The 24,388-nt window shown below is 68.2% G+C and carries 25 protein-coding genes; 12 read left to right on the plus strand and 13 right to left on the minus strand.

The genetic code is table 11. The annotated features are described in order from the left end of the window. Window positions 1–31: 31 nt before the first annotated feature. Window positions 32–886 (plus strand): NAD-dependent epimerase/dehydratase family protein, encoded by an 855-nt coding sequence (locus tag IB278_RS15985; RefSeq protein WP_192324081.1) that lies wholly within the window; start codon window positions 32–34, stop codon window positions 884–886. Beyond that, window positions 883–1,974, plus strand: a complete 1,092-nt coding sequence (locus IB278_RS15990) for a mandelate racemase/muconate lactonizing enzyme family protein (RefSeq protein WP_192324082.1) — start codon at window positions 883–885, stop codon at window positions 1,972–1,974. The genes IB278_RS15985 and IB278_RS15990 overlap by 4 nt, the downstream gene beginning before the upstream one ends. Before the next feature lie 47 nt (window positions 1,975–2,021). Here IB278_RS15990 and IB278_RS15995 read toward each other — a convergent pair whose 3' ends face one another. The 8 genes from IB278_RS15995 to IB278_RS16030 form a co-directional block, all read right to left on the minus strand. Continuing rightward, window positions 2,022–2,834, minus strand: coding sequence for a transporter substrate-binding domain-containing protein (locus IB278_RS15995; protein ID WP_192324083.1), 813 nt, complete (start codon window positions 2,832–2,834; stop codon window positions 2,022–2,024). Window positions 2,835–2,854: 20 nt separating this feature from the next. Next, entirely contained in the window at window positions 2,855–3,583 is a 729-nt protein-coding gene (locus IB278_RS16000; RefSeq protein ID WP_192324084.1) for an amino acid ABC transporter ATP-binding protein, read from the minus strand. Next, window positions 3,567–4,214, minus strand: coding sequence for an amino acid ABC transporter permease (locus IB278_RS16005; protein ID WP_192324085.1), 648 nt, complete (start codon window positions 4,212–4,214; stop codon window positions 3,567–3,569). The genes IB278_RS16000 and IB278_RS16005 overlap by 17 nt, the downstream gene beginning before the upstream one ends. A 13-nt stretch (window positions 4,215–4,227) precedes the next feature. Further along, window positions 4,228–4,911, minus strand: coding sequence for an amino acid ABC transporter permease (locus IB278_RS16010; protein ID WP_192324086.1), 684 nt, complete (start codon window positions 4,909–4,911; stop codon window positions 4,228–4,230). A gap of 236 nt (window positions 4,912–5,147) precedes the next feature. Further along, window positions 5,148–5,960, minus strand: a complete 813-nt coding sequence (locus tag IB278_RS16015; RefSeq protein WP_225612942.1) for a transporter substrate-binding domain-containing protein — start codon at window positions 5,958–5,960, stop codon at window positions 5,148–5,150. Between the two features lie 33 nt (window positions 5,961–5,993). Beyond that, on the minus strand, window positions 5,994–6,818 hold the full coding sequence (locus IB278_RS16020; RefSeq protein WP_192324087.1) for a transporter substrate-binding domain-containing protein: 825 nt from the start codon (window positions 6,816–6,818) through the stop codon (window positions 5,994–5,996). 42 nt (window positions 6,819–6,860) lie between these two features. Continuing rightward, window positions 6,861–7,940 (minus strand): Ldh family oxidoreductase, encoded by a 1,080-nt coding sequence (locus IB278_RS16025; protein ID WP_192324088.1) that lies wholly within the window; start codon window positions 7,938–7,940, stop codon window positions 6,861–6,863. Then, window positions 7,937–8,965, minus strand: coding sequence for an NAD-dependent epimerase/dehydratase family protein (locus IB278_RS16030; RefSeq protein WP_192324089.1), 1,029 nt, complete (start codon window positions 8,963–8,965; stop codon window positions 7,937–7,939). The genes IB278_RS16025 and IB278_RS16030 overlap by 4 nt, the downstream gene beginning before the upstream one ends. A 93-nt stretch (window positions 8,966–9,058) precedes the next feature. Between IB278_RS16030 and IB278_RS16035 the strand changes: the two genes are divergently transcribed. Continuing rightward, window positions 9,059–10,030 (plus strand): LysR substrate-binding domain-containing protein, encoded by a 972-nt coding sequence (locus tag IB278_RS16035; protein ID WP_192324090.1) that lies wholly within the window; start codon window positions 9,059–9,061, stop codon window positions 10,028–10,030. A 19-nt stretch (window positions 10,031–10,049) separates the two neighbouring features. Here IB278_RS16035 and IB278_RS16040 read toward each other — a convergent pair whose 3' ends face one another. From IB278_RS16040 to IB278_RS16060, 5 genes are read right to left on the minus strand one after another with little or no spacing between them, the layout of a single operon-like run. Next, window positions 10,050–10,943, minus strand: a complete 894-nt coding sequence (locus IB278_RS16040; protein WP_192324091.1) for a hypothetical protein — start codon at window positions 10,941–10,943, stop codon at window positions 10,050–10,052. A 13-nt stretch (window positions 10,944–10,956) separates the two neighbouring features. Continuing rightward, complete coding sequence (locus tag IB278_RS16045; RefSeq protein WP_225612943.1) at window positions 10,957–12,552, minus strand: aldehyde dehydrogenase (NADP(+)); 1,596 nt, start codon at window positions 12,550–12,552, stop codon at window positions 10,957–10,959. 1 nt (window position 12,553) lies between these two features. Beyond that, window positions 12,554–12,847, minus strand: coding sequence for a Dabb family protein (locus IB278_RS16050; protein WP_192324092.1), 294 nt, complete (start codon window positions 12,845–12,847; stop codon window positions 12,554–12,556). Then, window positions 12,844–13,299: a nuclear transport factor 2 family protein gene (locus IB278_RS16055; protein WP_192324093.1), complete on the minus strand. Its 456-nt coding sequence runs from the start codon at window positions 13,297–13,299 to the stop codon at window positions 12,844–12,846. The genes IB278_RS16050 and IB278_RS16055 overlap by 4 nt, the downstream gene beginning before the upstream one ends. Window positions 13,300–13,312: 13 nt before the next feature. Further along, window positions 13,313–14,122, minus strand: a complete 810-nt coding sequence (locus tag IB278_RS16060) for a ribonuclease activity regulator RraA (protein WP_192324095.1) — start codon at window positions 14,120–14,122, stop codon at window positions 13,313–13,315. 174 nt (window positions 14,123–14,296) lie between these two features. Between IB278_RS16060 and IB278_RS16065 the strand changes: the two genes are divergently transcribed. From IB278_RS16065 to IB278_RS16105, 9 genes are all read left to right on the plus strand, one after another. Further along, a complete protein-coding gene (locus IB278_RS16065; protein WP_192324097.1) occupies window positions 14,297–15,892 on the plus strand; it encodes an IclR family transcriptional regulator C-terminal domain-containing protein in 1,596 nt (531 codons plus the stop codon). A gap of 183 nt (window positions 15,893–16,075) precedes the next feature. Beyond that, entirely contained in the window at window positions 16,076–17,005 is a 930-nt protein-coding gene (locus tag IB278_RS16070) for a LysR family transcriptional regulator (RefSeq protein ID WP_192324099.1), read from the plus strand. 98 nt (window positions 17,006–17,103) lie between these two features. Further along, the gene (locus tag IB278_RS16075; protein ID WP_192324101.1) at window positions 17,104–18,120 is read left to right on the plus strand and encodes an ornithine cyclodeaminase family protein; all 1,017 of its coding nucleotides are present in this window, start codon (window positions 17,104–17,106) and stop codon (window positions 18,118–18,120) included. Between the two features lie 20 nt (window positions 18,121–18,140). Next, entirely contained in the window at window positions 18,141–19,160 is a 1,020-nt protein-coding gene (locus tag IB278_RS16080; RefSeq protein ID WP_192324103.1) for a dihydrodipicolinate synthase family protein, read from the plus strand. An 11-nt stretch (window positions 19,161–19,171) separates the two neighbouring features. Continuing rightward, window positions 19,172–20,647, plus strand: coding sequence for an NAD-dependent succinate-semialdehyde dehydrogenase (locus IB278_RS16085; protein ID WP_192324105.1), 1,476 nt, complete (start codon window positions 19,172–19,174; stop codon window positions 20,645–20,647). 82 nt (window positions 20,648–20,729) lie between these two features. Continuing rightward, window positions 20,730–21,644, plus strand: a complete 915-nt coding sequence (locus IB278_RS16090) for a Bug family tripartite tricarboxylate transporter substrate binding protein (protein ID WP_192324107.1) — start codon at window positions 20,730–20,732, stop codon at window positions 21,642–21,644. Between the two features lie 11 nt (window positions 21,645–21,655). Next, window positions 21,656–22,237: a cupin domain-containing protein gene (locus IB278_RS16095; RefSeq protein WP_192324109.1), complete on the plus strand. Its 582-nt coding sequence runs from the start codon at window positions 21,656–21,658 to the stop codon at window positions 22,235–22,237. Window positions 22,238–22,271: 34 nt separating this feature from the next. Beyond that, window positions 22,272–23,261 (plus strand): fumarylacetoacetate hydrolase family protein, encoded by a 990-nt coding sequence (locus IB278_RS16100; RefSeq protein WP_192324111.1) that lies wholly within the window; start codon window positions 22,272–22,274, stop codon window positions 23,259–23,261. A gap of 8 nt (window positions 23,262–23,269) precedes the next feature. Then, the gene (locus tag IB278_RS16105) at window positions 23,270–24,211 is read left to right on the plus strand and encodes an NAD-dependent epimerase/dehydratase family protein (RefSeq protein WP_192324113.1); all 942 of its coding nucleotides are present in this window, start codon (window positions 23,270–23,272) and stop codon (window positions 24,209–24,211) included. Window positions 24,212–24,388: the final 177 nt, after the last annotated feature.

The raw sequence follows: 24,388 nt of genomic DNA on the forward strand, positions 1-24,388 counted from the left end.
CGACGCGGGCTCAACCGAGACCTTTTCAAGTATGAAACGTATTGCCATCACGGGCGCCGCAGGACTGGTCGGAACCGGCCTGCGCGCGCAACTGCTCAAGCGCGGCTACCGCGTGCTGTCGCTGGACATCAAGCCGATCCAGGACATCGCGGCCCATGAGGAAGCTGCCGTCGTCGACATCACCGACCAGGCGGCCATGACACAGCAGCTGCGCGGCTGCGACGCCGTCGTGCACTTGGCGGCCTGCACCACCGACGCCCCCTGGCCCGAGCAGGTCAAGCTCAGCGTCGAGGGTTGCATCAGCGTGTTCGATGCCGCGCGCGATGCCGGCGTGCGCCGCGTCGTCTACGCCAGCTCACACCACGTGGTGGGCCTGCACCCGCGCGCGCCGCACGGACCGCGCATGGGGGACACCGCCATCCTGCGGCCCGACAGCCGCTACGCCGTGGGCAAGGCCTTCGGCGAGTCCCTCGGCGCGCTGTACGCCTACAAGTACGGCATGCAGGTGCTGGCAGTGCGCATCGGCAATGTCAACACGCGGCCGATCGACCGGCGCCGCCTGGGCAGCTGGCTCAGCTGGCGCGACCTGGGCCAGCTGGTGGCCATCGGCATCGAGCATCCGGACATCGGCTTCGACATCGTCTACGGCATTTCCGACGCCGAGGGCCGCCACTACGACAACGCCACGGCCTACGCACTGGGCTATGTGCCGCAGGACAGCTCCGAGGGCTGGGACGAACAGGTGCTGCGTGACGATCCGCTGCCCACGCCCGGCAGCGCCGCGGCGCTCGCCGCGGCCGAGCTGACGCTGGGCGGCCAGTTTTCGCAATCCGAATACGAAGGCGACACCGATCGGCTGCTGCCGCGCACGAGGAGCGCCGCATGAAGATCGCGCACATCGAAGTCATCGAGGCGGTCATTCCGTTCGACGACGGCGGCAGCGGCCTGGGCATCACGCCGGGCCGCTGGGACTCGCTCGAGTTCGTGCTGGTGCGCGTCGAGACGGACACCGGCCTTGTCGGCTGGGGCGAGTGCTTTGCGTATTCCTGCCGCGCCGCGGTGGCGGCGGCCGCGCGCAGCATGGTCGCGCCCTTGCTGCAGGGACGCGAGCTGCCGGCCACGCCCGAGGCGCTGACGCTGGAGCTGCAGCGCCGGCTGCACCTGTTCGGCCGCTACGGCATCACGATGTTCGCCATTTCCGGCTTCGACATCGCGCTGTGGGACATCGCCGCCAAGGCGCAGGACAAGCCGCTGCATGCCCTGCTGGGCGGCGCGCGGCGCAGCGAGATCCCGGCCTATGCGAGCCTGGTGCGCTATGGCGACGCCGAGCTGGTGCAGAAGTACTGCCGCGAAGCCGTTGCCCAGGGCTACCGCTACATCAAGCTGCACGAGATCGAGCCCGACATCCTCCGTGCCGGCCGCGCCGCCAGCGGGCCGGGCATCGGCCTGTCGGTGGACGTCAACTGCGCCTGGTCGACCGAGCAGGCCCGGGAGCGTATCGCCGTGCTGCGCGAGGTGGATGCGATGTGGGTCGAGGAGCCGGTGTTTCCGCCGGAGGACATCCGCACCCAGGCGCAATTGAACAGTGCGTTCCCGCTCGGCGCCGGCGAGAACGCCTGCACGCGCCACGAGTTCGCCCGCATGCTGGAAGCAGGCGCCGTGCGCTTTGCCCAACCCTCGGTGATCAAGGTCGGCGGCATCACCGAGTTCGTGGCCGTTGCGGCCCTGGCCGAGGCGCAGGGTGTGACGGTGATGCCGCATTCGCCGTATTTCGGCCCCGGCTACTTCGCCACTCTGCAGCTCGGCGCGGGCCTGGCGGGCGAGCCGCTGTTCGAGCACCTGTACGTGAAGCCTGGAGCCGACCTGGCCGAGGGCGGCACGCCGCTGCCGGTGCGCGGCACGGTGCGCATTCCGCAGGTGCCGGGCCACGGCTTCGTGCCCGACGCGCAAGTGCTGGCGCGCTACCGCGTCTGACCCTGTGAGCATGGCCGCTCCCGCACACAGGGAGCGGCCGGGCGGCTTCAGCCGCCTTTCAGGAGTTCGGTCGGCAGGTCCGTGCCGTGGAACTTGCGGTAGATCGCGTTCAGCTTGCCGTCGGCCATGTGGCCCTTGACCCATCGGTCGAGATAGGCCTTCAGTTCCGTGTCGTTCTTGCGCAGGCCGATGCCCACCGGGAACTGCGCGAAGATGAACTTGGGCTCGATCTGGCGGGCCGGGTTGCGCGCGGCCACGGCCGTCAGCGTCGCCGGCTCCTGCACCACGATGTCGACCTGGCCGCTGGCCAGCGCCGTCATGTTGGTCGACTCGTCGTCGAAGCGCAGCACCTCCACGCCGAGGTCCTTGGCCTTCTTGGTCAGTTCCACGTCGCCGGTGGTGGCGCGTGTGACGCCCACCCGCTTGCCCTTGAGGTCGGCCTCGCTCTTGAGCACCACGTTCCTCGGGGCGCCGACGATCTGCACAGCGCTGGCGTAGGGTTGCGAAAAATCGATCACCTTGAGCCGCTCGGGCGTGATCGAGAAGGTCGACAGCACCACGTCGGCCTTGCGCGTCTGCAGGAAGGGGATGCGGTTGGGACCCGTCACCTCGACGATCTCCAGCTTCACGCCCAGGTCGGTGGCCAGCAATTCGGCGGCCTCCATGTCCGAGCCGGTCATCTTGAGCTTGTCGTCCTTGTATCCCCATGGCGGGCGGCCGAACTCCAGGGCCACCTTGAGGGTCTTGGCTTGGCGGATAGCCGCGAGGGTGTCCTGCTGCGCGTGGGCGGGCCGGGCACCGGCCAGCAGGCAAGCCGCGCCGAGGGCCGCCAGGGGAAAAATGTGTCGCCGAGAAATCACGGTTGCTCCTTGTGTAGAAATCAGGCGTCGGCGCTGACGAACTGCGCCAGCTCGGGCGTGGAGGGCTTGCGCAGGATGTCGGCGGTGCCGCTCTCGTGCACCTTGCCGTCGCGCATGTAGATCACCTTGTGGGCCACGTTGCGCGCAAAGGCCATCTCGTGCGTGACCAGCACCATGGTCATGCCATCCTTGGCCAACTGCTCCATGACGCGCAGCACCTCGCCGGTGAGCTGCGGATCGAGCGCGGAGGTCACCTCGTCGAACAGCATCAGCTTGGGTTCCATCGCGAGGCTGCGGGCGATCGCCACGCGCTGCTGCTGGCCGCCCGAGAGCTGCTCGGGGTAGGCCGACATCTTTTCCTGCAGGCCGACCTTGGCCAGCACCGCGGCGGCGATCTCGCGGGCCTCGGATGCCTTGATGCCCTTGACCGTGCGCGGCGCCAGCGTCACGTTCTGCTCCACCGTCAGGTGCGGGAACAGGTTGTAGCTCTGGAACACGATGCCCACGTCGCGGCGCAGCCTCTTCACGTCCAGGCGCGGGTCGTGCAGCGCATGGCCGCAGACCGTCAGTTCGCCCTCGTCGATCGTCTCCAGCCGGTCCATGCAGCGCAGCGCCGTGCTCTTGCCCGAGCCGCTCTGGCCGATGATGGCCGCGACCTGGCCGCGCTCCACCTCGAAGCTGACCCCGCGCAGCACATGGTTGGTTCCGAAGGTCTTGTGAATATCCTTGAGTTCAACGACGGCTGACATTGAGCTTCCTTTCGAGCTTGCGGGCCTGCCGGGACAAGGGATAGCAGACCGCGAAATACAGAAGACCGGCCAGCCCGAAGTACAGGAATGGCTGGAACGTGGTGTTGTTGAGGACCTTGGCGTTGTAGGAGAGCTCGGTGAAGCCGACCACCAGCGAAGCGACCGACGTGTTCTTCACGATCTGCACCATGAAGCCCACGGTGGGCGGCGTCGCCAGGCGCAGGCCCTGGGGCAGCACCACCAGCCGCATGCGCTGCCCGCGCGACAGGCCCAGGCATTCGGCGGCCTCCCACTGCGACTTGGGCACGGCCTCCAGGCAGCCGCGCCAGATCTCGCCCAGGTAGGCGCCGGCGTAGAAGGTCATGGCCAGCGTGGCCGCGAACAGCGGATTGACCGATTGCATGCCCAGCAGGCTGGGGCCGTAGAAGCACAGGCCCATCAGCACCAGCAGCGGCAGGCCCTGCATGAACTGGATGTAGGCCTGCGTGGCGCGGGCGACCACACGCAGCGGCGAGATGCGCGCCAGCGCGATGACCAGGCCAAACAGGCCACCGAACAGGAAGGTCAGCAGGCTCAGCAGCACTGTGCCCCACAGGCCCTGCAGCAGCGAGCCGATGTATTGCATGTTCATGGTGCGGGCTCCTTCAGATCGGCGTGCCGAGCTTGCGCCGGCGCGTGAACAGCGCCAGGTTCAGCAGCCAGAAGGTCGCGCGCAGCAGCATCGACAGCGCCAGGTACACAACGCCAAGCACGACGAACACCTCGAAGTTGCGGAAGGTGTCGCTCTGCACGCGGTTGGAGATGCCGAACAGTTCCTCGACCCCGACCGACGACAGGATGCTGGAGGCCAGCATCAGCAGCACGTACTGGCTGGCCAGCGACGGGTACACGCGCTCCATGGCCGGGCGCAGCACCACATGCAGGTAGACCTGCGTGCGCGACAAGCCCAGACATTCCGCCGCCTCCAGCTGGCCCGGCTGGATCGAGTCGATGCCCGCGCGCATGATCTCGGTGGTGTAGGCGCCGATGTTGACCACCAGGGCGATCGTGGCGCCCACCAGGATCGGCAGCCGCAGGCCGATGCTGGCCATGCCGAAGATCAGGAAGTAGCTCTGGATCAGCAGCGGGGTGTTGCGGATGGCTTCCACATAACCGGCCACGATGCGTTGCAGCCAGGTCGGCCCGCTCGTGCGCGCGATCGCGCACAGCGTGCCGAACAGAAAGCCGATGACGGTGGCAAAGAAGGCCAGCCGCAGCGTGACCCAGGCGCCTTCGGCGAACAGCGGCCAGAACGCCAGCACAGCGCCGAAATCGAATTCGTAGTTCAAGGGGTGGACCTCGGGTGAGGCCGCTGCGTGGCGCGGGGCCGGCAGCGGAGAAGAAGGAAGGCAGTGCTCATGGTGCGAGGGGAGGGCGTCCCACCATCCGGACAGGCGGTGGACGACGCGTGCCGGGAATGCTAAAGAGCACCCCGGTGTTCAGGGCGTTCAGGGTTAACCCGAGTCGCCCTGGATCGTCCCGTTGGGTGGGACGAAACCCCTTGCGCTGGCGTGCGGGGCAGCGCTCAGGAAGCGGACTTGAGCACCGCCGCTGGCAGATCCGCGCCTTGGTGCTTGCGGTAGATCGCCTGCAGCTTGCCATTCTTGAGCTGCGCCTGGATCCAGCGGTCGATCCACTCCTTCATGCGTGTGTCGCCTTTGCGGAGACCGACGCCGAACAGGGATTCCTGCAAGGGCAGCTTGGGCTCCAGCTGGCGCGCGGGCGCCTTCTGGTTGATCAGCGCGATCAGCGTGGTGGCCTGCGCGATCACGTCCATCTGGCCGCTGACCACGGCGGTCATGGTGGTGGCCTCGTCCTCGAAGCGCACGATCTCGGCGCCGGGCGGCGCGAGCTTTGTCACGTCGGTGTCGTTGGTGGTGCCGCGCGTGACGGCGATGCGCTTGCCGGCCAGGTCCGCCGGCGTACGGATGACCATGGACTTCGGTGCGGCGACGAACGTGGAGATGCCGGAGTACGGAATGGAGAAGTCGATCGTCTTCAGGCGCTCGGGCGTGATGGTCATGGCCGAGATCACGATGTCGGCGCGGTTGGTGATCAGCAGCGGAATACGGTTCGCGCCGTTGGTGGTCACGATCTCCAGCTCCGCGCCCAGGTCCTTGGCCAGCAACTGGGCGGTCTCGGCTTCCGAGCCGGTCACCTCCAGCTTGTCGTTCTTGTACGACCAGGGTGGTACGTTGAGGTCGATCGCGATGCGGATCTTGCGGCTCTCCTGCACTCTGGCGAGCGTATCGGATTGGGCCAGGGCGGCAGGCGCCCACAGGGTGCACGCGGCGGCGCACAGGGCGCCGAGGAGGCGGCCGGAATGGCGCATGGTCATGGCAGTGTCCTTGATGTCGGTTCGGGTTGGGTGTCAGGCGCCTGCGGCGCGCGCGACGTCGGGCGACAGGTCGGCGTTGTGGTGCTTGCGGTAGATGGCATTGAGCTTGCCGTTGCGCAGGTTCTCGCGCACCCAGTCGTCCACGCGGGCCTTCAGGCGTGTCTCGTTCTTGCGGATGCCGATGCCGGTGAGGTTGGTCTTGACCACCAGCTTGGGCTCCATGGCCAGCTCCGGCCTGCGCTGGTTGACCGGGGCCAGCAGGGCGGGCGCCGTGCAATAGAACTCGGCCTGGCCGCTGAGCACCGCGGTGATGGCGGTCGCATCGTCGTCGAAGCGCACGACCTCGGTGCCGGGCTTGGCGGCCTTGGTCAGCTCGGCGTCGTTGGTGCTGCCGCGCACCACGGCCACCTTGCGGCCCACCAGGTCGTCCATGCGAGCCAGCGGCGTGGCACGCGGTGCGCCCACGATGACCTGGATGCCGGAATACGGCACCGAGAAATCGATCACCTTCTCGCGTTCCGGCGTGATCGACAGCGTGGAGATCACCAGATCGGTCTTGTCGGTCAGCACGTACGGGATGCGGCTCGCCGGATTGGTCGGCACGATCTCCAGCTTGAAGCCCAGGTCCTTGGCCAGAAGTTCGGCGACCTCGACCTCCGATCCCGCGAACGCGAGCTTGGCGTCCTTGGCGGAGTAGGGCGGCGCGGCCGGGTCGATCGAGATGCGCAGCACGCCGCTCTTGGCGATGCTGTCCAGCGCGTCGGCATGGGCTGGCGCCCAGGCGACGCCGGCGAGCGTGCAGGCGAGGGCGGCCTGTAGCCAGGTGCGGCGCAGGTTGGGTATGGGACTGTGGTGCATGTCTTGTCTCCTGGTCGTGTTGTCGGTGAAAGGGAAATGGATTCAGGCCGCCTGGGTGTCGCGCTGGTTCAGGGCTTGCGGCAGCGGCAGGCCACAGGCCGAGGCGTATGGCGCCAAGCCGTCGAGGATGGCCTGGTCCAGCGCCACACCTTCGGCCAGTGCCCTGCGCTGGCGCGCCATGGCCCGATCGCCGGGCACGCGCACGCGGTCGAGGCCGGAGCGCGGTGGATTGGCGTGGCAGGCTTCGATCAGCCAGTCGGTCTCGTCGGTGAATGCGCAGCGGCCACCGAAGGCCGCCGGATCCAGCACCTGCAGGAAGGTGTTCATCACAGTGCCGGTGGGGCCGTCGCGGCGGCCGTAGCCCGACAGGCCCTGCGTCAGCGACTCGACGAGCAAGGCCATGGCGTAGCCCTTGTGGCCATGGTCCAGGCCGCCGACGGGCAGCAGGCTGCCGTCGCCTTGCAGCAGCACGGCAGGGTCGTCCGTGGGCTCGCCGTGTGCGTCCATCACCCACTGGCCCGGGAGCCGGCCGCCGGCCTTGGCCACCTGCGTCGAACGCTTGATGGTGGTGATGGAGCAGCTGATGTCCAGCAGCACAGGGTCGCCGCCGCTGGGCATGCCGGCGGCCAGCGGGTTGGGGGTGAACAAACCGCGCGTGCCGCCAAAAGGAGCAACGCCGCTGTGCGCTGGGCCCGAGCAGGCCAGAACCACCATCAGCCCGCGCTCGGTCAGGCGCGGCAGGTATGTTGCCAGCGCACCGGTGTGATAGCCGTTCGCGATGGTGCAGGTGACGACGCCGTGCGCCTCGATGCGCTCCAGCGCCACGTCGATCGCGCGGTCGATGAGCCAGGCGCCCGGCAGGCGCCGGCCGTTCCAGGCCACACAGGCGCCGCGGTCGGACAGCACCTCGGGCTCGCCGTGCAACGCCATGGCGCCGCTGTGTGCCTCCTGCAGGTACCAGGGGGCGATGGCCAGCCCGTGAGTCGTGTGGCCCATCATGTCGGCCGTGACCAGCGAGCGCACCACGCTGTCGATCTTGTCGGGCGCGAGACCGGCCGCCTCGAACAGTTGGCGCGCGAACGCGCGGACAGCGGCGACGTCGTAACGCAGGCTGTCGCTCACAGAGCGCCCCTGCCGGCGGCTTCGTCGACCATGTCGAACAGCGAATACTTCGGCGCATAGCCCAGCAGCGCGCGCGCCTTGGCCGCACTGCCGTGCGTGCGGCCCAGCTCCACGGGGATGCGCGCCTCGACGTAGCGCCGGCCGGTGGCCTCGGCCAGATAGGGAATGAACTCCGCCAGGCTGACCGGCGTGGCGGGCGCCAGGTTGAAGGTCTCGCCGATGGCCTCGGGCTTGTCGTGGATCAGCAGCAGGCCCTGCACGATGTCGCGCACGTCGACCAGCTCCTGCGTGTGCGGCTTGCCGTCGGCGTCGCGTGCCAGTAGCAGCGGCTCGTCGGGCGCGACCAGCGGCTCCAGCACGTCCAGGATGCTGCGCAGTTCGGCCTGGCTGGTGGCGCCCGCATGGTGCGTGCTGCTGGCCTTCAGGCTGCGCACGCGGCCGTTCACGTAAAACGCCGCGCTGGAATATTCGCCGTTCGGGTCCAGCAGCTCGTGCGCAGCCTCGATGTGCGAGAACACCGCCGTGCTGATCTTCAGGTTGGGCTCGGAACGGGCGTAGAACGCGGCCATGTCCTCGCCCAGCAGCTTGCTCAGCCCATAGAAGGTGTAGGGCTCGCGCGGGTGCAGTTCGTCGGTCGGCCGGTAGCGCGCGAAGCGCGTGGGGTAGACCTGATCGCTCGACGCGAACACCAGGCGCACCGGCCGCCTGGCGGACTGCTCCGCAGCGGCGCGCAGCACGTTGTAGGTGCCCACGACGTTGGCGCTCCAGATCAGGTCGCGCGCCTGCGGCTGGAACGAGATGGCAGCCGCCATGTGGAACACCGCATCGGCGCCCTCCATGGCCTGGCGTACGACGGGGAGGTCGGCCAGGTCGCCCACCACGCAGTCGATGCCGGCGTCGCGCGTGGCCGCCAGGTTGCGGTCCTGCGGCAGCGCCAGCGTGCGCACGCGCCAGCCCCGTTCCAGCAAGGCGCGCGCGAGCGTGCCACCGACGCGCCCCGTGGCGCCTGATACGAAAACCTGCATGGGATGTCTTCCTTCGAGTGTGTTGAACCGGCCCGCACTGTAGAAGGGATGCCATCCAATTAATATTGAAGAAATTTCCGGATTTGATACGCAATGGTTATCAGCAGAGACGACGCGCAAGAGCAGGCCGCGGAGCGCGCGCGGCATCGCCTGGTGGGCCGCTTGCGGCTCAAGCATCTGCGCCTTATCGACGCGCTGGCGCGCACCAGCAGCCTGCGGCAGGCGGCAGTTGCTATGAGCCTCACGCAGCCGGCGGCCACCAAGATCCTGCAGGACCTGGAGGATGTGCTGGGCGTGCAGCTGTTCACGCGGCGCGCGCGCGCGATCGAGATCAACGACTTTGGCCGCTTCGTCGCCGTGTATGCGCGCCGCGTGCTCGGCGAGACGCAGCGCTTCGGTGCCGACCTGGACACGCTGGTGCGCAGCGGCCACGGCACGCTGACCATCGGCGCCATCATGGTGACGGCGGCCGGTCTGCTGCCGGCGGCGGTGCTGGAGCTCAAGAAGACACGGCCCGCGGTCTCGGTGCGCATCGTTGAGTCCTCCAGCGACCGGCTGCTGGCGGACCTGGCGAAGAACGAGTTCGACTTCGTGCTCGCGCGCTTCGTGCGTCCGCAGGACAGTTTGCAATTCGAACTGCTGCCGCTCAATGACGAGCCGCTGTGCATCTTCACGGGGCGTGATGGCCCGGTCTCGCAGCGCTCGCGCAGCCTGGCCGACCTGCATGGCCTGTCCTGGGTGATCCAGGATTCGCCCACGCCGACGCGGCGCTTGCTGGAAGCTGAGTTCGGCGGCGAAGGCCTGGGATTGCCGGCCGACCTGGTGCGCGTATCGTCGGTCTACACCATGCTCAACATGGTCGAGAAGGCGGGCATGGTCGGCGTGCTGCCGCGCGCCATGGTCGACAACGAAGGCGAGCGCTTTCGCGTCTTGCCGGTGCGGCTGAAAAGCGCGCTGTCGCCCTACGGCATCGTCACGCGGCGTGGCATGGAACTGACCTCGACTGCGCAGGACATGATGGCCATCCTGCAGCGCCTGGCGCGCAAGAGGCCACGCCGCGGGTAATGGCGCGACGCGCGCCGGTTCACTCCAGCACGATGTCGAGCTGCCCCTGCAGCTGCGCGCCGGGCGCCAGGATGCGGGTGCCTGTGCCCGTCGCGCCGCGTGCGTGCAGGTTGAAGCCATCGGGCAGATGGCTGACCGGCTCGATGCAGACGTGTGGTGCGTTCGCGGGCCGGTGGATGACGAGCTGGTCCATCGCGCCGCTGGCGAGCAGCCGGACGGGTCTGGCCTGCGCAGAACGGATATCGAGCGTGCCGGACCAGTCCGCAATGAAGTGCGTGACCTCGCCAGCCGCGAAGTCCGCTGCGCCCACCGTCCAGGGGCGGCGATGTCTGCCATCGGCCGCGGGCTCTCGCGGCAGGTAGTCGGCGTCGAACGGCCAATCGGGGCCGGCATCGAACCGCACCTGATTGTCGGCCCGGTGCACGAAGTACGGGTGCAGGCCCACGCCGCCCGGCATGTCCGCGTTGCCGGTGTTGCGCAGTGTGAGCGCGATGCGCACGCGGCCCGGGTCCAGCGCGACGTCCATGGTCGCCTCGAATGCCCACGGCCAGTGCGTGTCGGCGGCGTGCATGTAGACCAGGCTCGCCCGGCTCGCATCGCACGCCAGCAGTTGCCAGGGCCGGCGCTGGGCGATGCCGTGCAGTGTGTGGGGGCTGCCCGCGTGCGGTGTCAGCGCCCAGTCGCGATCGGCGTGCCGCAACCGGGCATCGCGGATGCGCCCGTTGTAGGGCACGAGCGGGTAGATGCCTCCCTTGGCCCATCGGTCAAGGTCGGCGTGCTGCTCGGGGTAGGGCTGCAGTATCTGCTGCAGCGTGCCGTCCGGCGCGGCCAGCGTGCAGGCGATGATGCGTCCGCCGGCGGCAGGCAGCAGGCGCAACTCGGACCGGCCGGCGCGCAGCCTGACGGGGTTCATGGCCAAGCCGCGCTCAGGGCTGGCGCACAGCGCCATCGACCATGCGCCACAGGCCCAGCGGATTGGCCTGCTGCAACGCGGCGGGCAGCAGCGCGTCCGGCAGGTCCTGGTAGCACACGGGGCGCAGGAAGCGCTCGATGGACTCGGCGCCGACCGAGGTGAACATCGCGTTCGAGGTGGACGGGAATGGGCCGCCGTGCACCATCGCGTGGCAGACCTCTACGCCCGTCGGGAAGCCGTTGACCAGGATGCGGCCAGCCTTGCGTTCGAGCACAGGCAGCAGGCGGCGCGCGTCCGCATGGTCGGCGGTGTCCAGCTGCAAGGTCGCGGTCAGCTGGCCTTCCAGTTGCTCCGCCACCTGCAGCATCTCCTGCATGTCGCGTGTGCGAACGACGATGGCGGCGGGGCCGAACATTTCTTCGCGGAGCGTGGGCGTGGCCAGGAACCGTGCGGCATCGGTCACATACAGCGCAGCCTGCGCGGCGTTGGGCCGATCGCCCGCCCCGCCCCCCAACACCGCGGTTTCCACGCCGGGCGTGGCACCGACTTTCTGCGAGCTGGTCTGGTAGGCCGCGTGGATGCCGGGCGTGAGCATGGTCTGCGCCGGCGTGGCGGTCAACGCATCGTGCGTGGCCTGCAGAAAGCCGGCAAAGCCGGGGCCGTCGCAGGCCAGCACAAGACCGGGGTTCGTGCAGAACTGGCCCGCGCCCAGGGCGAGCGAGGCGGCAAAGCCCTTGCCGATGGATTCGGCCCGCTCAGCCAGCGCCGCCGGCAGCAGGAACACGGGGTTGATGCTGCTCATTTCGGCATAGACCGGGATGGGCTGGTGCCGTGCGTTGGCGATTTTCTGCAGCGCCAAGCCGCCCTGGCGCGAGCCGGTGAAGCCGACGGCCTGGATCGCCGGGTGGGCCACCAGCGCCTCGCCGATCTGGCGGCCGGCGCCGATCAGCAGCGAGAACACGCCCTCGGGCAGGCCGTGGGCCTGCACCGCCTGCTGCAGCGCGCGGCCCACCAGTTCGGACGTGCCCAGGTGCGCGCTGTGCGCCTTCACGATCACGGGCGCGCCCGCGGCCAGCGCGGCGGCCGTGTCGCCGCCGGCCACCGAAAAGGCCAGCGGGAAGTTGCTGGCGCCGAACACCGCCACCGGGCCCAGCGGCAGCTTGGCCAAGCGCAGGTCGGCGCGCGGCAGCGGCTGGCGCGTGGACTGGGCCGGATCGATCGTGGCCTTGAGGAAATGGCCGTCGCGCACGACCTTGGCGAACAGGCGCAACTGGCTCACCGTGCGGCCACGCTCACCCTGCAGGCGCGCGATGGGCAGGCCGCATTCTTCGTGCGCACGCGTGATCAACGTGTCGCCGAGCGCCAGGATGTTCTCGGCGATTGTCTCCAGGAACGCCGCGCGCGTGGCCAGCGGCAAACTCCGATAGGTGTCGAACGCCGCGGCGGCCAGCGTGGCCGCACGGTCCACGTCGGCCGCGTCTCCCAGGCCGAAGCTGGGCTCGGCGATCTCGGCGTTGGTGGAGGGGTTGAAGGCGCGCTGGGTGCCTGCGCTGCCGCGCACGGCGCTGGCGCCGATGAGCATGTCGCCGGTGAGGGTGATGGTGGTCATGTCAAACGGTGTAGTCGACGGCGGCCCAGTCGAAGTAGGGCTTGAGATCTGCGACCAAGGCTTGGTGCAGGGGATGGAACAGGTACGCATCGAGCGCTGCGGCGCTCTCGACCTCGGACTCCAGCACGTAGTCCCAACTGATCGGCCGCACGAGCTCGTTCGCGGCCACGCGCCAGTGGCGGATCGCCGGAATCTGCGCGCCCAGGGCCGTCATGCGCTCGGCCAGCGCGGCTTCGCGCGCCAGGTCCTTCTCGACGTCCGTCTTTCGGCGAAAGAGCACGACGTGGCGGATCACCTGGCAGTCCCTTCGCTCTTGAGCGCGTAGCCACGCCCGGCGTAGTCGAAGTCGACCAGCTCGTTGATGGGCGTGCCCTTGTCGGCCGGCGAGGCGTAGTAGGCGCGAATCTCCTTGATCTTGCCGTTCTCGAAGTCGTACCATTCGGCGCCGCGCAGCGCCGTGCCGCTCTTGTTCTTCCAGTGCGTCCACTCGATCATGGCCTCGGGTTTGTCGTGGCTGATCAGGATGCGCTCGATGGTCCATTGCGAGCCCAGCGTCTCCACGCACCAGATCCACTTCTTCGCGATGGTGTCGGCCGTGCGCCAGGGCACCTCCGGCAGGCCGGCCGGGAAGTAGTGCACCGCATCGGGCGTGAAGCAGTCGATCAGCGCCTGGTAGTCGGCCGCATTGCAGGCGTCGAAGTAGCGGCGGATCAGGCCGTCGTAGTAGTCGGGGGCGTAGTAGGTCATGTCTCTTTCCGGTTCAGCGTGCGCCGGCGGGCTGCGCGGGCTTGATCTCGGGGCGGCCGGCGGCCACCCATTCCTTGTGCTGGCGGCGCGTCGCGTCGCTCGGCGGGTACAGGCCCCACAGCGCCTCGCCGGCCTGCACGCGCAGGGCCAGGTAGGCCTCGATGTCGTCGCGCTTCTCGCACAGGTCTGCCATCTCCTCGGCCAGATGCGCGGGGATCACGGTGATGTTGTCGCCGTCTCCGTGGATCACGTCGCCGGGGTACACGGCCACGCCGGCACAGCCGATCGGCACCTGCAGGTCGGCCACGTGGTGGTAGGACAGCCGCGTGGTCGCGGTCACGCCGGTGCACCAGATCGGAAAGTCCATTTCCTTCAGTTCGGTGCCGTCGCGAAAGCTGCCATCGGTGACCACGCCGCGCGCGCCGCGCATCATCATGCGGGTGATGAGCATGTTGCCCATCGATGCTGCGCGGCCATCCCTGTTGCTGTCGATCACCAGCACGTGGCCGGGTTCAATCTGCTCCACGCCCACCCACTGCAGGTTGTCGGCGCTGGGCTCGGTCGTGAGGTTGCCGTACACGTCGACGTCTTCCCGCGCGGGAATGAAACGCATCGTGTAGGCCCGGCCTGCGAATGGTTTGATCTTCTTGTTCAACGGCGTCAAGCCGTGCAGCACCGGCTGGCGAAAGCCCTTGATGTAGAGCTGCGTGGTCAGCGAGCCGCTCGTGGCCTTGGCGAGGCGGTCGAGCACCGCATCGGGCACGAAGGGAGTGGGGGCGCGCTGGGGGATGCTGGCCAGCGGCTTGGGCAGGGACGTCGTCATGGAAGCTGTCTCAAATGGTGGGATCGGACGAGACCACAGGTCATCGCGGGGGCGGAACACTCACTGTAAGGAGACAGGTCCAAAAATAGAATGGGTTGCAGCTGCGTTGCTGCCCTGCACGACACACGCAGTACCGCTATCTGAGACAAACAGGCAAACAAGGGCTTCTCCACTATGGCCACCACTCCCGGCGAGGGCACCGGTGCCCTCGAAAAGGCACTCGACGTGCTCGACGCCATCGGTTCCTCGGCCGAAGGGCTGGGCCAGAGCGAGCTGGCCGAACAACTCGACCTGCCGCGCACCACCGTCTACCGCCTGCTCGCCACATTGGTCGCGCGCGGGCTCGTGCGGCGTGATCCGCTGCGCAAGGTCTACTGCCTGGGTTTCCGCTGCTTCGAGATGGCACGCCAGGCCTACGCCATGCCCGACCTCGTGGCGGCCGCCGCGTTCGAACTGCGCGCGCTGCGCGACCTCACGGGGGAGACGAGCTACCTGGCCGCGCTCGATGGGCGCGAAGTCATTTCGCTGGAGCGTTGCGACGGCGCGCACAGCCAGCGTTCGGCGGCCGTACTCGGGCAGCGCAAGCCGGTGCACTGCACGAGCCAGGGCAAGGCCATTCTCTCGGCCATGCCCGACGAGGCGCGCGATGCCATCGTGCGCGATGCGGTGCTGAAGCCGTTCACGCCGCTCACCATCACCGACCGGCGCCGCCTGCAGGCCGAGCTGCGCATCACCAAGGCGCGCGGCTACGCCATCGACGACGAGGAGATCGTGCTAGGCGTGCGCTGTGTGGGCGCGCCGGTGGTCGACGCTTCGGGGCAGGTGCGTGGCGCCATCAGCGTGGCGGGGCCGGCCTACCGGCTCACGCGCGCCCGGCTCGAATTACTGGGACCGGAGGTGGCGGATGCCGCGCGCCGCGTCGGTGCGCAGCTGCAGCCAGCTGGCACCGATCCGACGCCGAGCACCGAAGCGGCCTTGACGGTACTGCCGGGACACTGGGCGTTTCACGGCGCGCATCCGCTGTGGTCGGCCGATGGCAGCCGCTTCTGGTGGGCCGATGCGCTTGCGCCGTCGGTGCACCTGCATGCGAATGGGCAAGACCACGAGGTGGCGACGGTCGAGGCGCCCGTCGTCGCGCTGCTGCACCATGAGAATGGCGTGATCGCCGTGCACGAGCGCGGCGCGCAGCGCATCTCGGCCGACGGGCAGTCATCGCCTTTCGAGCCATGGCTTGCGGGACAGGTGCTCGCGGCCTGCAACGGCGAGCGCGACACGGTCTGGGCTGCACTGGCCCTGCCCGAGGCCGGCTCCGCCATTGGCCGCCTGCGCGGCGACGGCACGCTCGACGTGCAGTGGCGCATGGGCGAGACCGTGCAGGCCCTCGGCTGGCACGCGCAGGAGCAGACCCTTTACGCCACGGCGCCGGGCTCTGGCACGATCCTTCGGCTTCAGCCGGGGCAGGGCGCGATGCGCCGTCTGGCGACCGTTCCCAAGGGGTCGGGACGCGTGAGCGGGTTGGCGTTCGATGCCCAGGGGGGAATCTGGACCGCGCTGTGCGACGGCTGGTCGGTCGTGCGTTTCACCGCCGACGGGCAGCTCGACCGGGTGATCGGCCTGCCGGTGCCGTGCGCGACCGACCTGGCGTTTGCACCGGCTGCCCAAGGCGAGGAGGGCGAGAGGATAGTCATCACGACCGCGCGGCACAGCGTGCCGCTCGACACACTGACAAGCGCCCCGTTGTCTGGGCGGTTGTTTGCGCTTGTTATATGAGCGGTCTCCGGAGCACGCGTGAATCCATGTTGTGAGGGCGCTTCGATCTTGCAGCCACCTCGATGGGAGGTTGTGCCTCGGCGGTGTTGATCGGCGCGGTGTTCGCGCCGTGTTCCGCACCGCAATGCGAGCCGTGTGTCCACGATGCCTGCCTTCCACCACGCGCGTCGGCATAACCGCCCCATGCACAATGCGCGCGTGCAGAACATCCTCGACCCCAAGTGGCAATTGTTCGTGAAGGTGGCGGACGCCGGTAGCGTCTCGGGTGCCGCGGTCGCGCTCGACATGCAGCAGTCGGTGGTGAGCCGGCACATCACGCGGCTGGAGCAGGAGTCGGGTACGCGCCTGTTCCGCCGGACCGGCCGCGGCGTCGTGCTGACGGAGTTCGGGCAACAGGTCTACCCACGCGTGATGGCGTTGATCCGCGATGCGGAGCAACTGGCCGACGACATGCGCACGAGCAGCGGAACACCCGTCGGCGACGTGCGCGTCGGGCTGCTGCCTTCCACGGTCGGCATGCTGGCCGGTCCCTTGTTCTCCACCGTCCGCAAGTCGTGGCCTCAAGTCCGGTTGCATCTCACCGAAGGCTCGAGTGCCCAATTGGAGGAGTGGCTGGGCCAGGGGCGGCTCGACCTTGCCTTGCTGCTGCGGGAAGAAGACACCGCCGCGCCGGAGGAAACCGTGCTCACGCGCCTGCCGCTCTATCTGGTAGTGCCGGCCAAGGACGCATTGGCGGCGCGGAAGACGATCGACTTCGAGGACGTGGCGGGACTGCCGCTGGTGTTGCCGAGCGAGCCGCACCCGCTGCGCGCACGGCTGGCGAAGCTCGCGCGGCAGAAAGGCCTGACCCTCACGCAAGTGCTGGAGGCCGACTCGATCCGGCTGCAGCACGAGATCACGGCCAGTGGCGGCGGATACGCGATCACGGCCGGCACGCTGACGGCCAATGAGGCGCGCCGGCTCGCGGCCGTCCGCATCGTCCGCCCCGTGCTGTCAAGGGCTATCGTGCTCGGAATCACTCAACACCGTGCCCACACCAAGGCGACCTGGGAAGTCATGCGCCTGCTGAAGACCATGGCGCCCGCCATGCTCAAGTCGGCAAGGCAGAGCTAGCGAGCTATCCCAAATCGGGAAATCTGGTTTGGCCTCTGCTGGGTCGCCAGGGGGAGGGCGGCTGCCTACGATCGTGTCCCATCACAGGAGACATCGCCTTGGGCACCCCCTTACTCGCGGATACCGTCCAGGTGCCGCCGACTCTCTTTCTCACGGATGCTGACGTCGCCCGGCTGACGGACTGGCGGGCCGCCTTCGACGCCCTTCGCACCGCATACGCCGGCACGATCGCCGCGGCCATGGTGCCGCCGCGCTCCATGGCCCGCGGCGACGGCACCTGGCTGCGCGGGCTCACGGCCGTGTCGCCAAGCGGCAGGCACATGGGCTGCAAGCTGATCTCGGCCAGCATGAAGGCGCGCCGTGCCAGCTATCTCGTCTCGCTCTTCGACCAGGAGACGATGGGCCTGGCCGCGCTCATCGACGGCAACCGCATCACCGGCATCCGCACCGCGGTCACGGCCGCGGTCGCGGTCGATGCAGCGGCGCCGCGCAAGCCGCTGAGCGTCGCCGTGGTCGGTTCCGGCTTCGAAGCAAAGGGGCTCCTCGCAGCCCTGGCCGCCGTGCGAGACATCGCGCGCGTTCGTGTCTTCAGCCCGACGCCGGCGAACCGGGAGAAGTTTGCGTCGACCATTCGTGAGGCGCACGGCTTCGACATCGAGGCCGCCGCTTCGGCACTTGGAGCGATCGACGGGGCGGACGTTGTGCTCTGCGCGGCCCGCAGCCGCGATGAATCGCCCGTGATCCACGGCGAATGGCTGGCCCCTGGCATGACCGTGGTGTCGATCGGCTCGACGCTGCCCGAGCAGCGCGAGGTCGATGAGGAGACCATTGCCCGTGCGTCGCTGATCGTCGCCGACATGCCCGAAGAGGTCGCCCACGACACCGGCGACATGCTGGCAGCGACCCGCGCGGGTGTGGAGTTCGCCGGCAGACTGGTCTCGCTCGCCGACCTGGTTGGGGGCAAGGTCGCGCGAAAGCCCCGCGACATCGTTCTCTACAAGTCCGTCGGCTCCGCGTTGCAGGACGTCATCACCGCCGAGATGCTGCTGGCGCGCGCGCGCGCCATGGGAGTCGGTACCGAACTCGCCCACAGCATCGTGCCGGTCGCCAAGTAATTCAAACCCAAGGAAGAACCATGCCCAACTATCAACGCAAGGACGCCCGCGCCTGGGCGCGCGAATACCTCGTCGGCTGCTCTGCCGTCACCATTCCCAGCTACTCCGCGGACCTGAGCCGGCTGAACGAGAAGGGCATCCGCCACGACATCGCGCTTGCCAAGGAACTCGGCTATGCCTACACGCTTCTTTGCGCCGAAGTGGCGATCACGCCCGAAGAGAATGCGCGGTTCACGGCATGGGCGCGCGACACGGCGGGCAGTGGCCTGGGTCTCTTCTTCCACGCGGCTTTCGGCACGCTGGCGGAAAACATCCAGGCCGTGAAACTCGCGGAGAAGGCCGGCGCTGACATCGTGCTGCTGTCCTATCCCCCGCAGTTCTGGCCCACGACCGAGCAGGAGATCTACGACTACACCAAGCAGTTCTGCGATGCGACCGAACTGGCCGTGATGCTGTTCCCGATTCCGCTGTGGGGCTTCGAGCGTGTGCATCCGGCGGGCATGTCGGTCGAACTGGTGCGCCGCCTGCTGAAGGATTGCCCCAACATCGTGGCGATCAAGTCGGAGCAGGGCTTCCCGCTGCCTGCAGGCCTGTGCGAGATGTACCACCATTTCCGCGACGAGGTGGTGATCAGCTGCCCCATCGAGGGCGATGCCATTCCGCTCATGAGCGTGATGAAGCTGCAGTTCTCCGGGACCAGCAACACGCAATGGATGAGCACCTACTACCCGCGCGCCTTCGACTTGGCAAAAAACGGCGAGTGGAAGTCCGCAATGGAGATGTACTGGAAGGTGAACCCGGCGCGCAGCGCCAACGGTGCCGCCGCGCAGAGCTACGCTGGCGGCACCGGCGTGCTGAACCGCGCGATGTGGAAGTACCAGGACTGGCTGGCGGGTTTCAACGGCGGGCCCCTGCGCGCGCCGGCGATGCGCGTCCCGGACCGCCTCATGAAGATGCTGCGCCAAGGGCTGGTAGCCTCCGGGCTGCCGGTCACCCAGGACCCGGACAGCGCCTACATGGTCGGGCGCAACCCGTGCTGAAGGAAGGCACCATGCGCCACCTTCTCGAGGACCCGACGCTCTTTCGTACCGCCGCCTACGTGGGCGGCGAGTGGATCGGCGCCACGCCGCACGGCACATACGCGCTGCGCAATCCGGCCGACGACGCCGTGCTGGCCGAGCTCCCGCGCTTCAAGGAAGCGGAGACCGGCAACGCCATCGAGGCGGCCCACGCGGCTTTCCTGTCCTGGCGCAGGACCACGGCCAGGCAACGTTCGGAAGTGCTGCGCCGCTGGTACGAACTGATGATCCGGCACCGTGACGATCTTGCAACGCTGATCACGCTGGAAGAAGGCAAGCCGCTTGCCGAAGCGAAGGTGGAGATCGACTACGCGGCTTCTTTCCTGCAGTGGTTTTCTGAAGAAGCCAAGCGCATCCGCGGCGATGTGATTCCCGCGCCGAAGGACACGCAGCGCGTTCTGGTGCTGAAGGAGCCGATCGGCGTGTGTGCGGCGATCACGCCCTGGAACTTTCCGGCTGCGATGATCACCCGCAAGGCCGGCCCGGCGCTGGCGGCCGGCTGTAGCATGGTCGTGAAACCGGCCAGCCAGACGCCGCTCACGGCGCTGGCGCTCGCCGAACTGGCGCAGCGCGCCGGCGTGCCGCCCGGCGTGTTCAACGTGGTCACCGGCAATGACACGCGTGCCATCGGCCACGCGCTGACCAGCCATCCACTCGTGCGCAAGATCACGTTCACCGGTTCGACTGAGGTCGGCCGCCTGCTGCTCGCGCAGGCTGCGGCAACGGTCAAGAAGTGCTCGATGGAGCTGGGCGGCAATGCGCCGTTCATCGTCTTCGACGATGCGGATCTCGATGCGGCCGCGGACGGCGTCGTCGCCGCCAAATTCCGCAACACGGGCCAGGCCTGCATCAGCGCCAACCGGGTGCTGGTCCAGGCGGGCGTGTACGACGCCTTCGCGGCCAAGCTCGTGGAGCGGGTGGCCAGGCTGCGTGTGGGAAACGGCCTGGAAGCGGGCGTGCAGCTGGGACCGTTGATCGACGACGCCGCCGTGGCGAAGGTCGAGGAGCACATCGCGGATGCGATCGCCGGCGGCGCCACCGTGCTGCACGGCGGAAAGCGCCACGCGCTGGGCGGCCGCTTCCATGAGCCGACGATCATCGTGGGGGCTCGGTCAGGGATGGCCGTGGCTCGCGAGGAAACCTTTGGCCCCGTCGCGCCGCTGTTCCGTTTTGAAAACGACGAGGAAGCTTTCGAGCTTGCGAACGCCACGGAATTCGGCTTGGCCGCCTATTTGTACAGCCGCGACGCAGCCCGCATCTGGCGCGCGTCTTCCTCGATCGAGTCGGGGATGATCGGTATCAACTGCGGCCTGATCTCGAATGAGGTGGCGCCCTTCGGCGGCGTGAAGCAGAGCGGCCTCGGCCGCGAAGGCTCGCACCATGGCATCGAGGAATTCCTCGAGATCAAGTACCTGTGCTGGGACGGGCTGGCGCCTGCCTTCGGTTGACGCCTTTCAGAAAAATCAGGAGACAGAAATGAAGCGACAGCGTTGTCCCGCGTGGCTTTCCCCGCTTTTTGCCGCTATCGCCATGATTGCCGCGGCCGGCACGGCCCACGCACAGCCGAACGTGACCAAGATGGTCGTGCCCTTTCCGCCGGGCGGCGTCACGGACCAGGTGGCCCGCATCATGGCGGAGCATATGGGCCGGCAGCTCGGCCAGATCATCATCATCGACAACAGGCCCGGCGCAGGCAGCCGGCTGGGCGTGGAGGCCGTCATCAAGGCGCCCGGCGACGGCGCGACGCTGCTGTTCACCAATTCGAGCTACAGCATGCTCCCGGTGGTCGATCCGAAGATTTCCTTCGATCCTGCGACGGCGTTGGCGCCTGTCAGCATAACTGCTACCTATGGCCTGCAGATCGTCACGAAGAAAGACATTCCCGCGAGCACGCTGACCGAGTTCATCGCCTACGCCAAAAAGAATCCCGGCAAGCTCAGTTATGGCAGCGCCGGCATGGGCAGCGGCGCGCATTTTGCCGGCGAGTACTTCAAGTCGCTGACCGGAACATTCCTCGTGCACATTCCTTACCGTTCCACGGCCGGTGCATTGAACGATGTCGCAGGCGGCCAGTTGGACGTGGCGTTCGATGCCTCGGCCAAGCCGCTGATCGATGCGGGGCATCTCAAGTTGCTGGCGGTCACCAGCCGGCAGCGGGATCCGCGCTTCCCCGGCACGCAGACGGCGTCCGAGGCCGGCGTGAAGCCCTTCGTGCTCGAGTCATGGGTGGGCGTGCTGGCTCCGGCAAAGACCCCGCAGCCGTTGCTCGAGAAGCTGAACAAGGCGGCGGGTGCGGCGCTGGCCGACCCTGCGGTGCAGAAACGGTTCGCGGAACTCGGGCTGCGGCCCGAGGGCGGAACCGCCGCCCGCTTTGCCGATGCGATCCGCGACGACCTCGTGCTCTATCGCGGGATCGCCAAAGAGTCCAAGCTCCAATTCGAATAGGTCCCGACATCATGAATCTTCCAGTCATCCATCGCGTGGTCACCGGCCACGACGCGCACGGCAACGCCGTGATCACCAGCAATGGGCCGCTGCCCGTCGTGGCGGAAATCAAGGCCATTCCAGGCACGGTCTTTCACGAGGTATGGGCCACGACGGGTACGCCGGTGCGTGTGGACAACGGGCCGGACCCGACCACCGGACCGCTGACGCTGCCGCCGCCGACGCGCGGAACGCGCTTCCGGTTCGTCGACATTCCGCCGGATAGCGAGGAACTGTTCAGCCGCAGCGCTGACCAGCTGCGCGCGGGGTTCAGCGAGATCGGGGACATGGCGGCCTCCACAGCGGACCGGGGTGCGCCGCATCCGCTGATGCACCGGACGCAGAGCGTCGACTACGGTGTCGTGATGGAGGGCGAGATCACGCTGGTCGTGGACCAGGGCGAGGTGCAGCTTGGTGCCGGCAGCGTCGTCGTGCAGCGCGGTACCAATCATGCGTGGGCCAACCGCTCCGGCAAGCCATGCCGGATGCTCTTCGTCCTGATCGACGGCGAGTACGACCCCGCTATCGGCCACGCGCTGGCCGGCCGGGGTTGAGGCGAAGGTGCACTGCTCTTCGAACTGAAAAAGCATGAAACTGGCATCCCTGAAAGGCGGCAAGGACGGCCGCCTCGTCGTCGTGTCGCGCGACCTGCTGCGGGCCGCGGGCGCAGAGGCGATTGCGCCGACCCTGCTCGACGCACTGGAGCGTTGGACCGAGTGCGAGCCCCGATTGCAGCAACTCTATGCACGGCTCAACGCGGGGCAGACGGACGGCGCATTCGCGTTCGACCCGCGCCAGGCGGCCACACCGCTGCCTCGAGCGCCGCAGTGGTGCGACGGCTCCGCCTTCCTGAACCACGGCCGCCTGATGGAGACGGCATTCAACCTCGCGCCCATTCCGGATATCGAAACGATTCCGTTGATGTACCAGGGCGGTTCCGACGACTTCCTGGGAGCCACCGACGACGTGCCGCTGCCGGACGAGGCGCATGGCATCGATTTCGAGGGCGAGTACGGCGCGATCCTGCACGAGGTGCCGCTTGGCACTTCGGCGCAACTTGCGCGCAGCCGCATCGCGCTGCTGGTGCAGATCAACGACGTGAGCCTGCGTGCATTCGGCCCGCGCGAGATGAAGACCGGCTTTGGATTCTTCCAGGCCAAGCCGTCCTCCAGCTTTGCGCCGGTGGCGGTGACGCCGGACGAGCTCGGTGACCATTGGCGGAACACCCGCGTGCACATGGACCTCCACGTCGAATACAACGGCGCATGGTTCGGCAACCCCAACGGCGGTGAGATGAACTTCGGCTTCGACGAGCTGATCGCGCATGCGGCCGCGACGCGCCGCCTGTCCGCCGGCACGATCATCGGCAGCGGCACGGTCTCGAACGCCGGTGGGCGGAAGGGCTCGGCCTGCATCGCGGAGCGCCGCGCCATCGAGACCATCGAGCACGGCGCACCCCGGACGCTGTTCATGCGCTTCGGCGACCGCGTCCGGATGGATGTGCGCCAGGACGGTCACTGCGTCTTCGGTGCCATCGACCAGCGCATCGTCCGCGCCCCCATGCCGCCGCTGGCGTGAGCGAAGCCATGCGAGTCCTCATCACCGGCGCAGCCGGCTTCATCGGCGCACACCTTGCCGAGCTGCTGCGCGAGCGGGGCGAAATCGGCGGCCGGCGCATCGGAGCACTGGCGCTCGCCGACCAAAGCTTGCCGGACACGACGGAAGAGATCGCGATTCGCGGCGATCTCGCGGACCCCGGCGTGATGGCCCAGGTCGCGGCGTTCGGGCCGGACGTGGTCTTTCACCTCGCGGCCGTCCCGGGCGGTACATCCGAGCAAGACTACGCGCTCGGCCGGCGGGTCAACCTCGACGCATCGCTGGCGCTGTTCGAGGCGCTGGCCGGGAGCGGCGCGAGGCCGACAGTCGTCTATGCCAGCAGCATCGCGGTGTACGGCACGCATCTTCCGGACCTCGTTACACCGACGATGCCGCTGCGGCCGCCGCTCACCTACGGTGCCCACAAGCGCGTGTGCGAGATCCTGCTGGCCGACTTCACGCGTCGCGGGCGCCTGGACGGCCGATCGGTCCGGCTCCCCGGCATCGTCGCCCGCGAAAGGAGCGGTGCGGGGCTCACCTCCGCGTTCATGAGCGACATCCTGCACGCGCTCAAGGCCGGCGAGGCCTTCGTCTGCCCCGTCGGTCCCGAAGCGACTGCGTGGTGGATGTCGGCCCGGCGCTGCGCCGAGAACATCGCCCATGCGGCGGTGATGGATGTCTCGCGCGCCGACCCGGGGCGGGCTTGGCCGCTGCCCGTGCTGTGCCTCTCGATCGGGGACATCATCGACACGTGCTCGACACGCTACGGCGAGTCCCGTCGCGGATTGGTGTCATTCCAGCCTCGTCCCGGTGTGGAGGCGGTGTTCGGGCGCTATCCGCGCCTCGACGATGCATCGGCCCGTGCGCTCGGACTGCGCGACGACGGGTCGGCGGACGAGCTGGTGCGCCGGGCACTCGGTGAAATCAACTGATCTCAAGCCTGGTTTGGAGCAAGCCGAAAGCTCGACCTGATCCCGAACAAGGAGCTTCCCGTCAGTTCCGCTCCGACAATTGTTCCAGGATGGCCGGGTTCTCCAGCGTCGAGGTGTCCTGCGTGATGGCCTCGCCCTTGGCGACGGACCGCAGCAGCCGGCGCATGATCTTGCCGC

It is taken from the genome of Variovorax sp. VRV01 (assembly GCF_014852545.1).
Classification (GTDB): domain Bacteria; phylum Pseudomonadota; class Gammaproteobacteria; order Burkholderiales; family Burkholderiaceae_C; genus Variovorax; species Variovorax beijingensis_A.

Bases quoted from the DNA above. Each gene is read 5' to 3' on its own strand.
- IB278_RS15985 (WP_192324081.1), top strand. From the start codon at position 32: ATGAAACGTATTGCCATCACGGGCGCCGCAGGACTGGTCGGAACCGGC.
- IB278_RS15990 (WP_192324082.1), top strand. From the start codon at position 883: ATGAAGATCGCGCACATCGAAGTCATCGAGGCGGTCATTCCGTTCGAC.
- IB278_RS16000 (WP_192324084.1), bottom strand. From the start codon at position 3,583: ATGTCAGCCGTCGTTGAACTCAAGGATATTCACAAGACCTTCGGAACC.
- IB278_RS16005 (WP_192324085.1), bottom strand. From the start codon at position 4,214: ATGAACATGCAATACATCGGCTCGCTGCTGCAGGGCCTGTGGGGCACA.
- IB278_RS16015 (WP_225612942.1), bottom strand. From the start codon at position 5,960: ATGACCATGCGCCATTCCGGCCGCCTCCTCGGCGCCCTGTGCGCCGCC.
- IB278_RS16020 (WP_192324087.1), bottom strand. From the start codon at position 6,818: ATGCACCACAGTCCCATACCCAACCTGCGCCGCACCTGGCTACAGGCC.
- IB278_RS16030 (WP_192324089.1), bottom strand. From the start codon at position 8,965: ATGCAGGTTTTCGTATCAGGCGCCACGGGGCGCGTCGGTGGCACGCTC.
- IB278_RS16035 (WP_192324090.1), top strand. From the start codon at position 9,059: ATGGTTATCAGCAGAGACGACGCGCAAGAGCAGGCCGCGGAGCGCGCG.
- IB278_RS16040 (WP_192324091.1), bottom strand. From the start codon at position 10,943: ATGAACCCCGTCAGGCTGCGCGCCGGCCGGTCCGAGTTGCGCCTGCTG.
- IB278_RS16045 (WP_225612943.1), bottom strand. From the start codon at position 12,552: ATGACCACCATCACCCTCACCGGCGACATGCTCATCGGCGCCAGCGCC.
- IB278_RS16055 (WP_192324093.1), bottom strand. From the start codon at position 13,299: ATGACCTACTACGCCCCCGACTACTACGACGGCCTGATCCGCCGCTAC.
- IB278_RS16060 (WP_192324095.1), bottom strand. From the start codon at position 14,122: ATGACGACGTCCCTGCCCAAGCCGCTGGCCAGCATCCCCCAGCGCGCC.
- IB278_RS16065 (WP_192324097.1), top strand. From the start codon at position 14,297: ATGGCCACCACTCCCGGCGAGGGCACCGGTGCCCTCGAAAAGGCACTC.
- IB278_RS16070 (WP_192324099.1), top strand. From the start codon at position 16,076: ATGCACAATGCGCGCGTGCAGAACATCCTCGACCCCAAGTGGCAATTG.
- IB278_RS16080 (WP_192324103.1), top strand. From the start codon at position 18,141: ATGCCCAACTATCAACGCAAGGACGCCCGCGCCTGGGCGCGCGAATAC.
- IB278_RS16085 (WP_192324105.1), top strand. From the start codon at position 19,172: ATGCGCCACCTTCTCGAGGACCCGACGCTCTTTCGTACCGCCGCCTAC.
- IB278_RS16090 (WP_192324107.1), top strand. From the start codon at position 20,730: ATGATTGCCGCGGCCGGCACGGCCCACGCACAGCCGAACGTGACCAAG.
- IB278_RS16095 (WP_192324109.1), top strand. From the start codon at position 21,656: ATGAATCTTCCAGTCATCCATCGCGTGGTCACCGGCCACGACGCGCAC.
- IB278_RS16100 (WP_192324111.1), top strand. From the start codon at position 22,272: ATGAAACTGGCATCCCTGAAAGGCGGCAAGGACGGCCGCCTCGTCGTC.
- IB278_RS16105 (WP_192324113.1), top strand. From the start codon at position 23,270: ATGCGAGTCCTCATCACCGGCGCAGCCGGCTTCATCGGCGCACACCTT.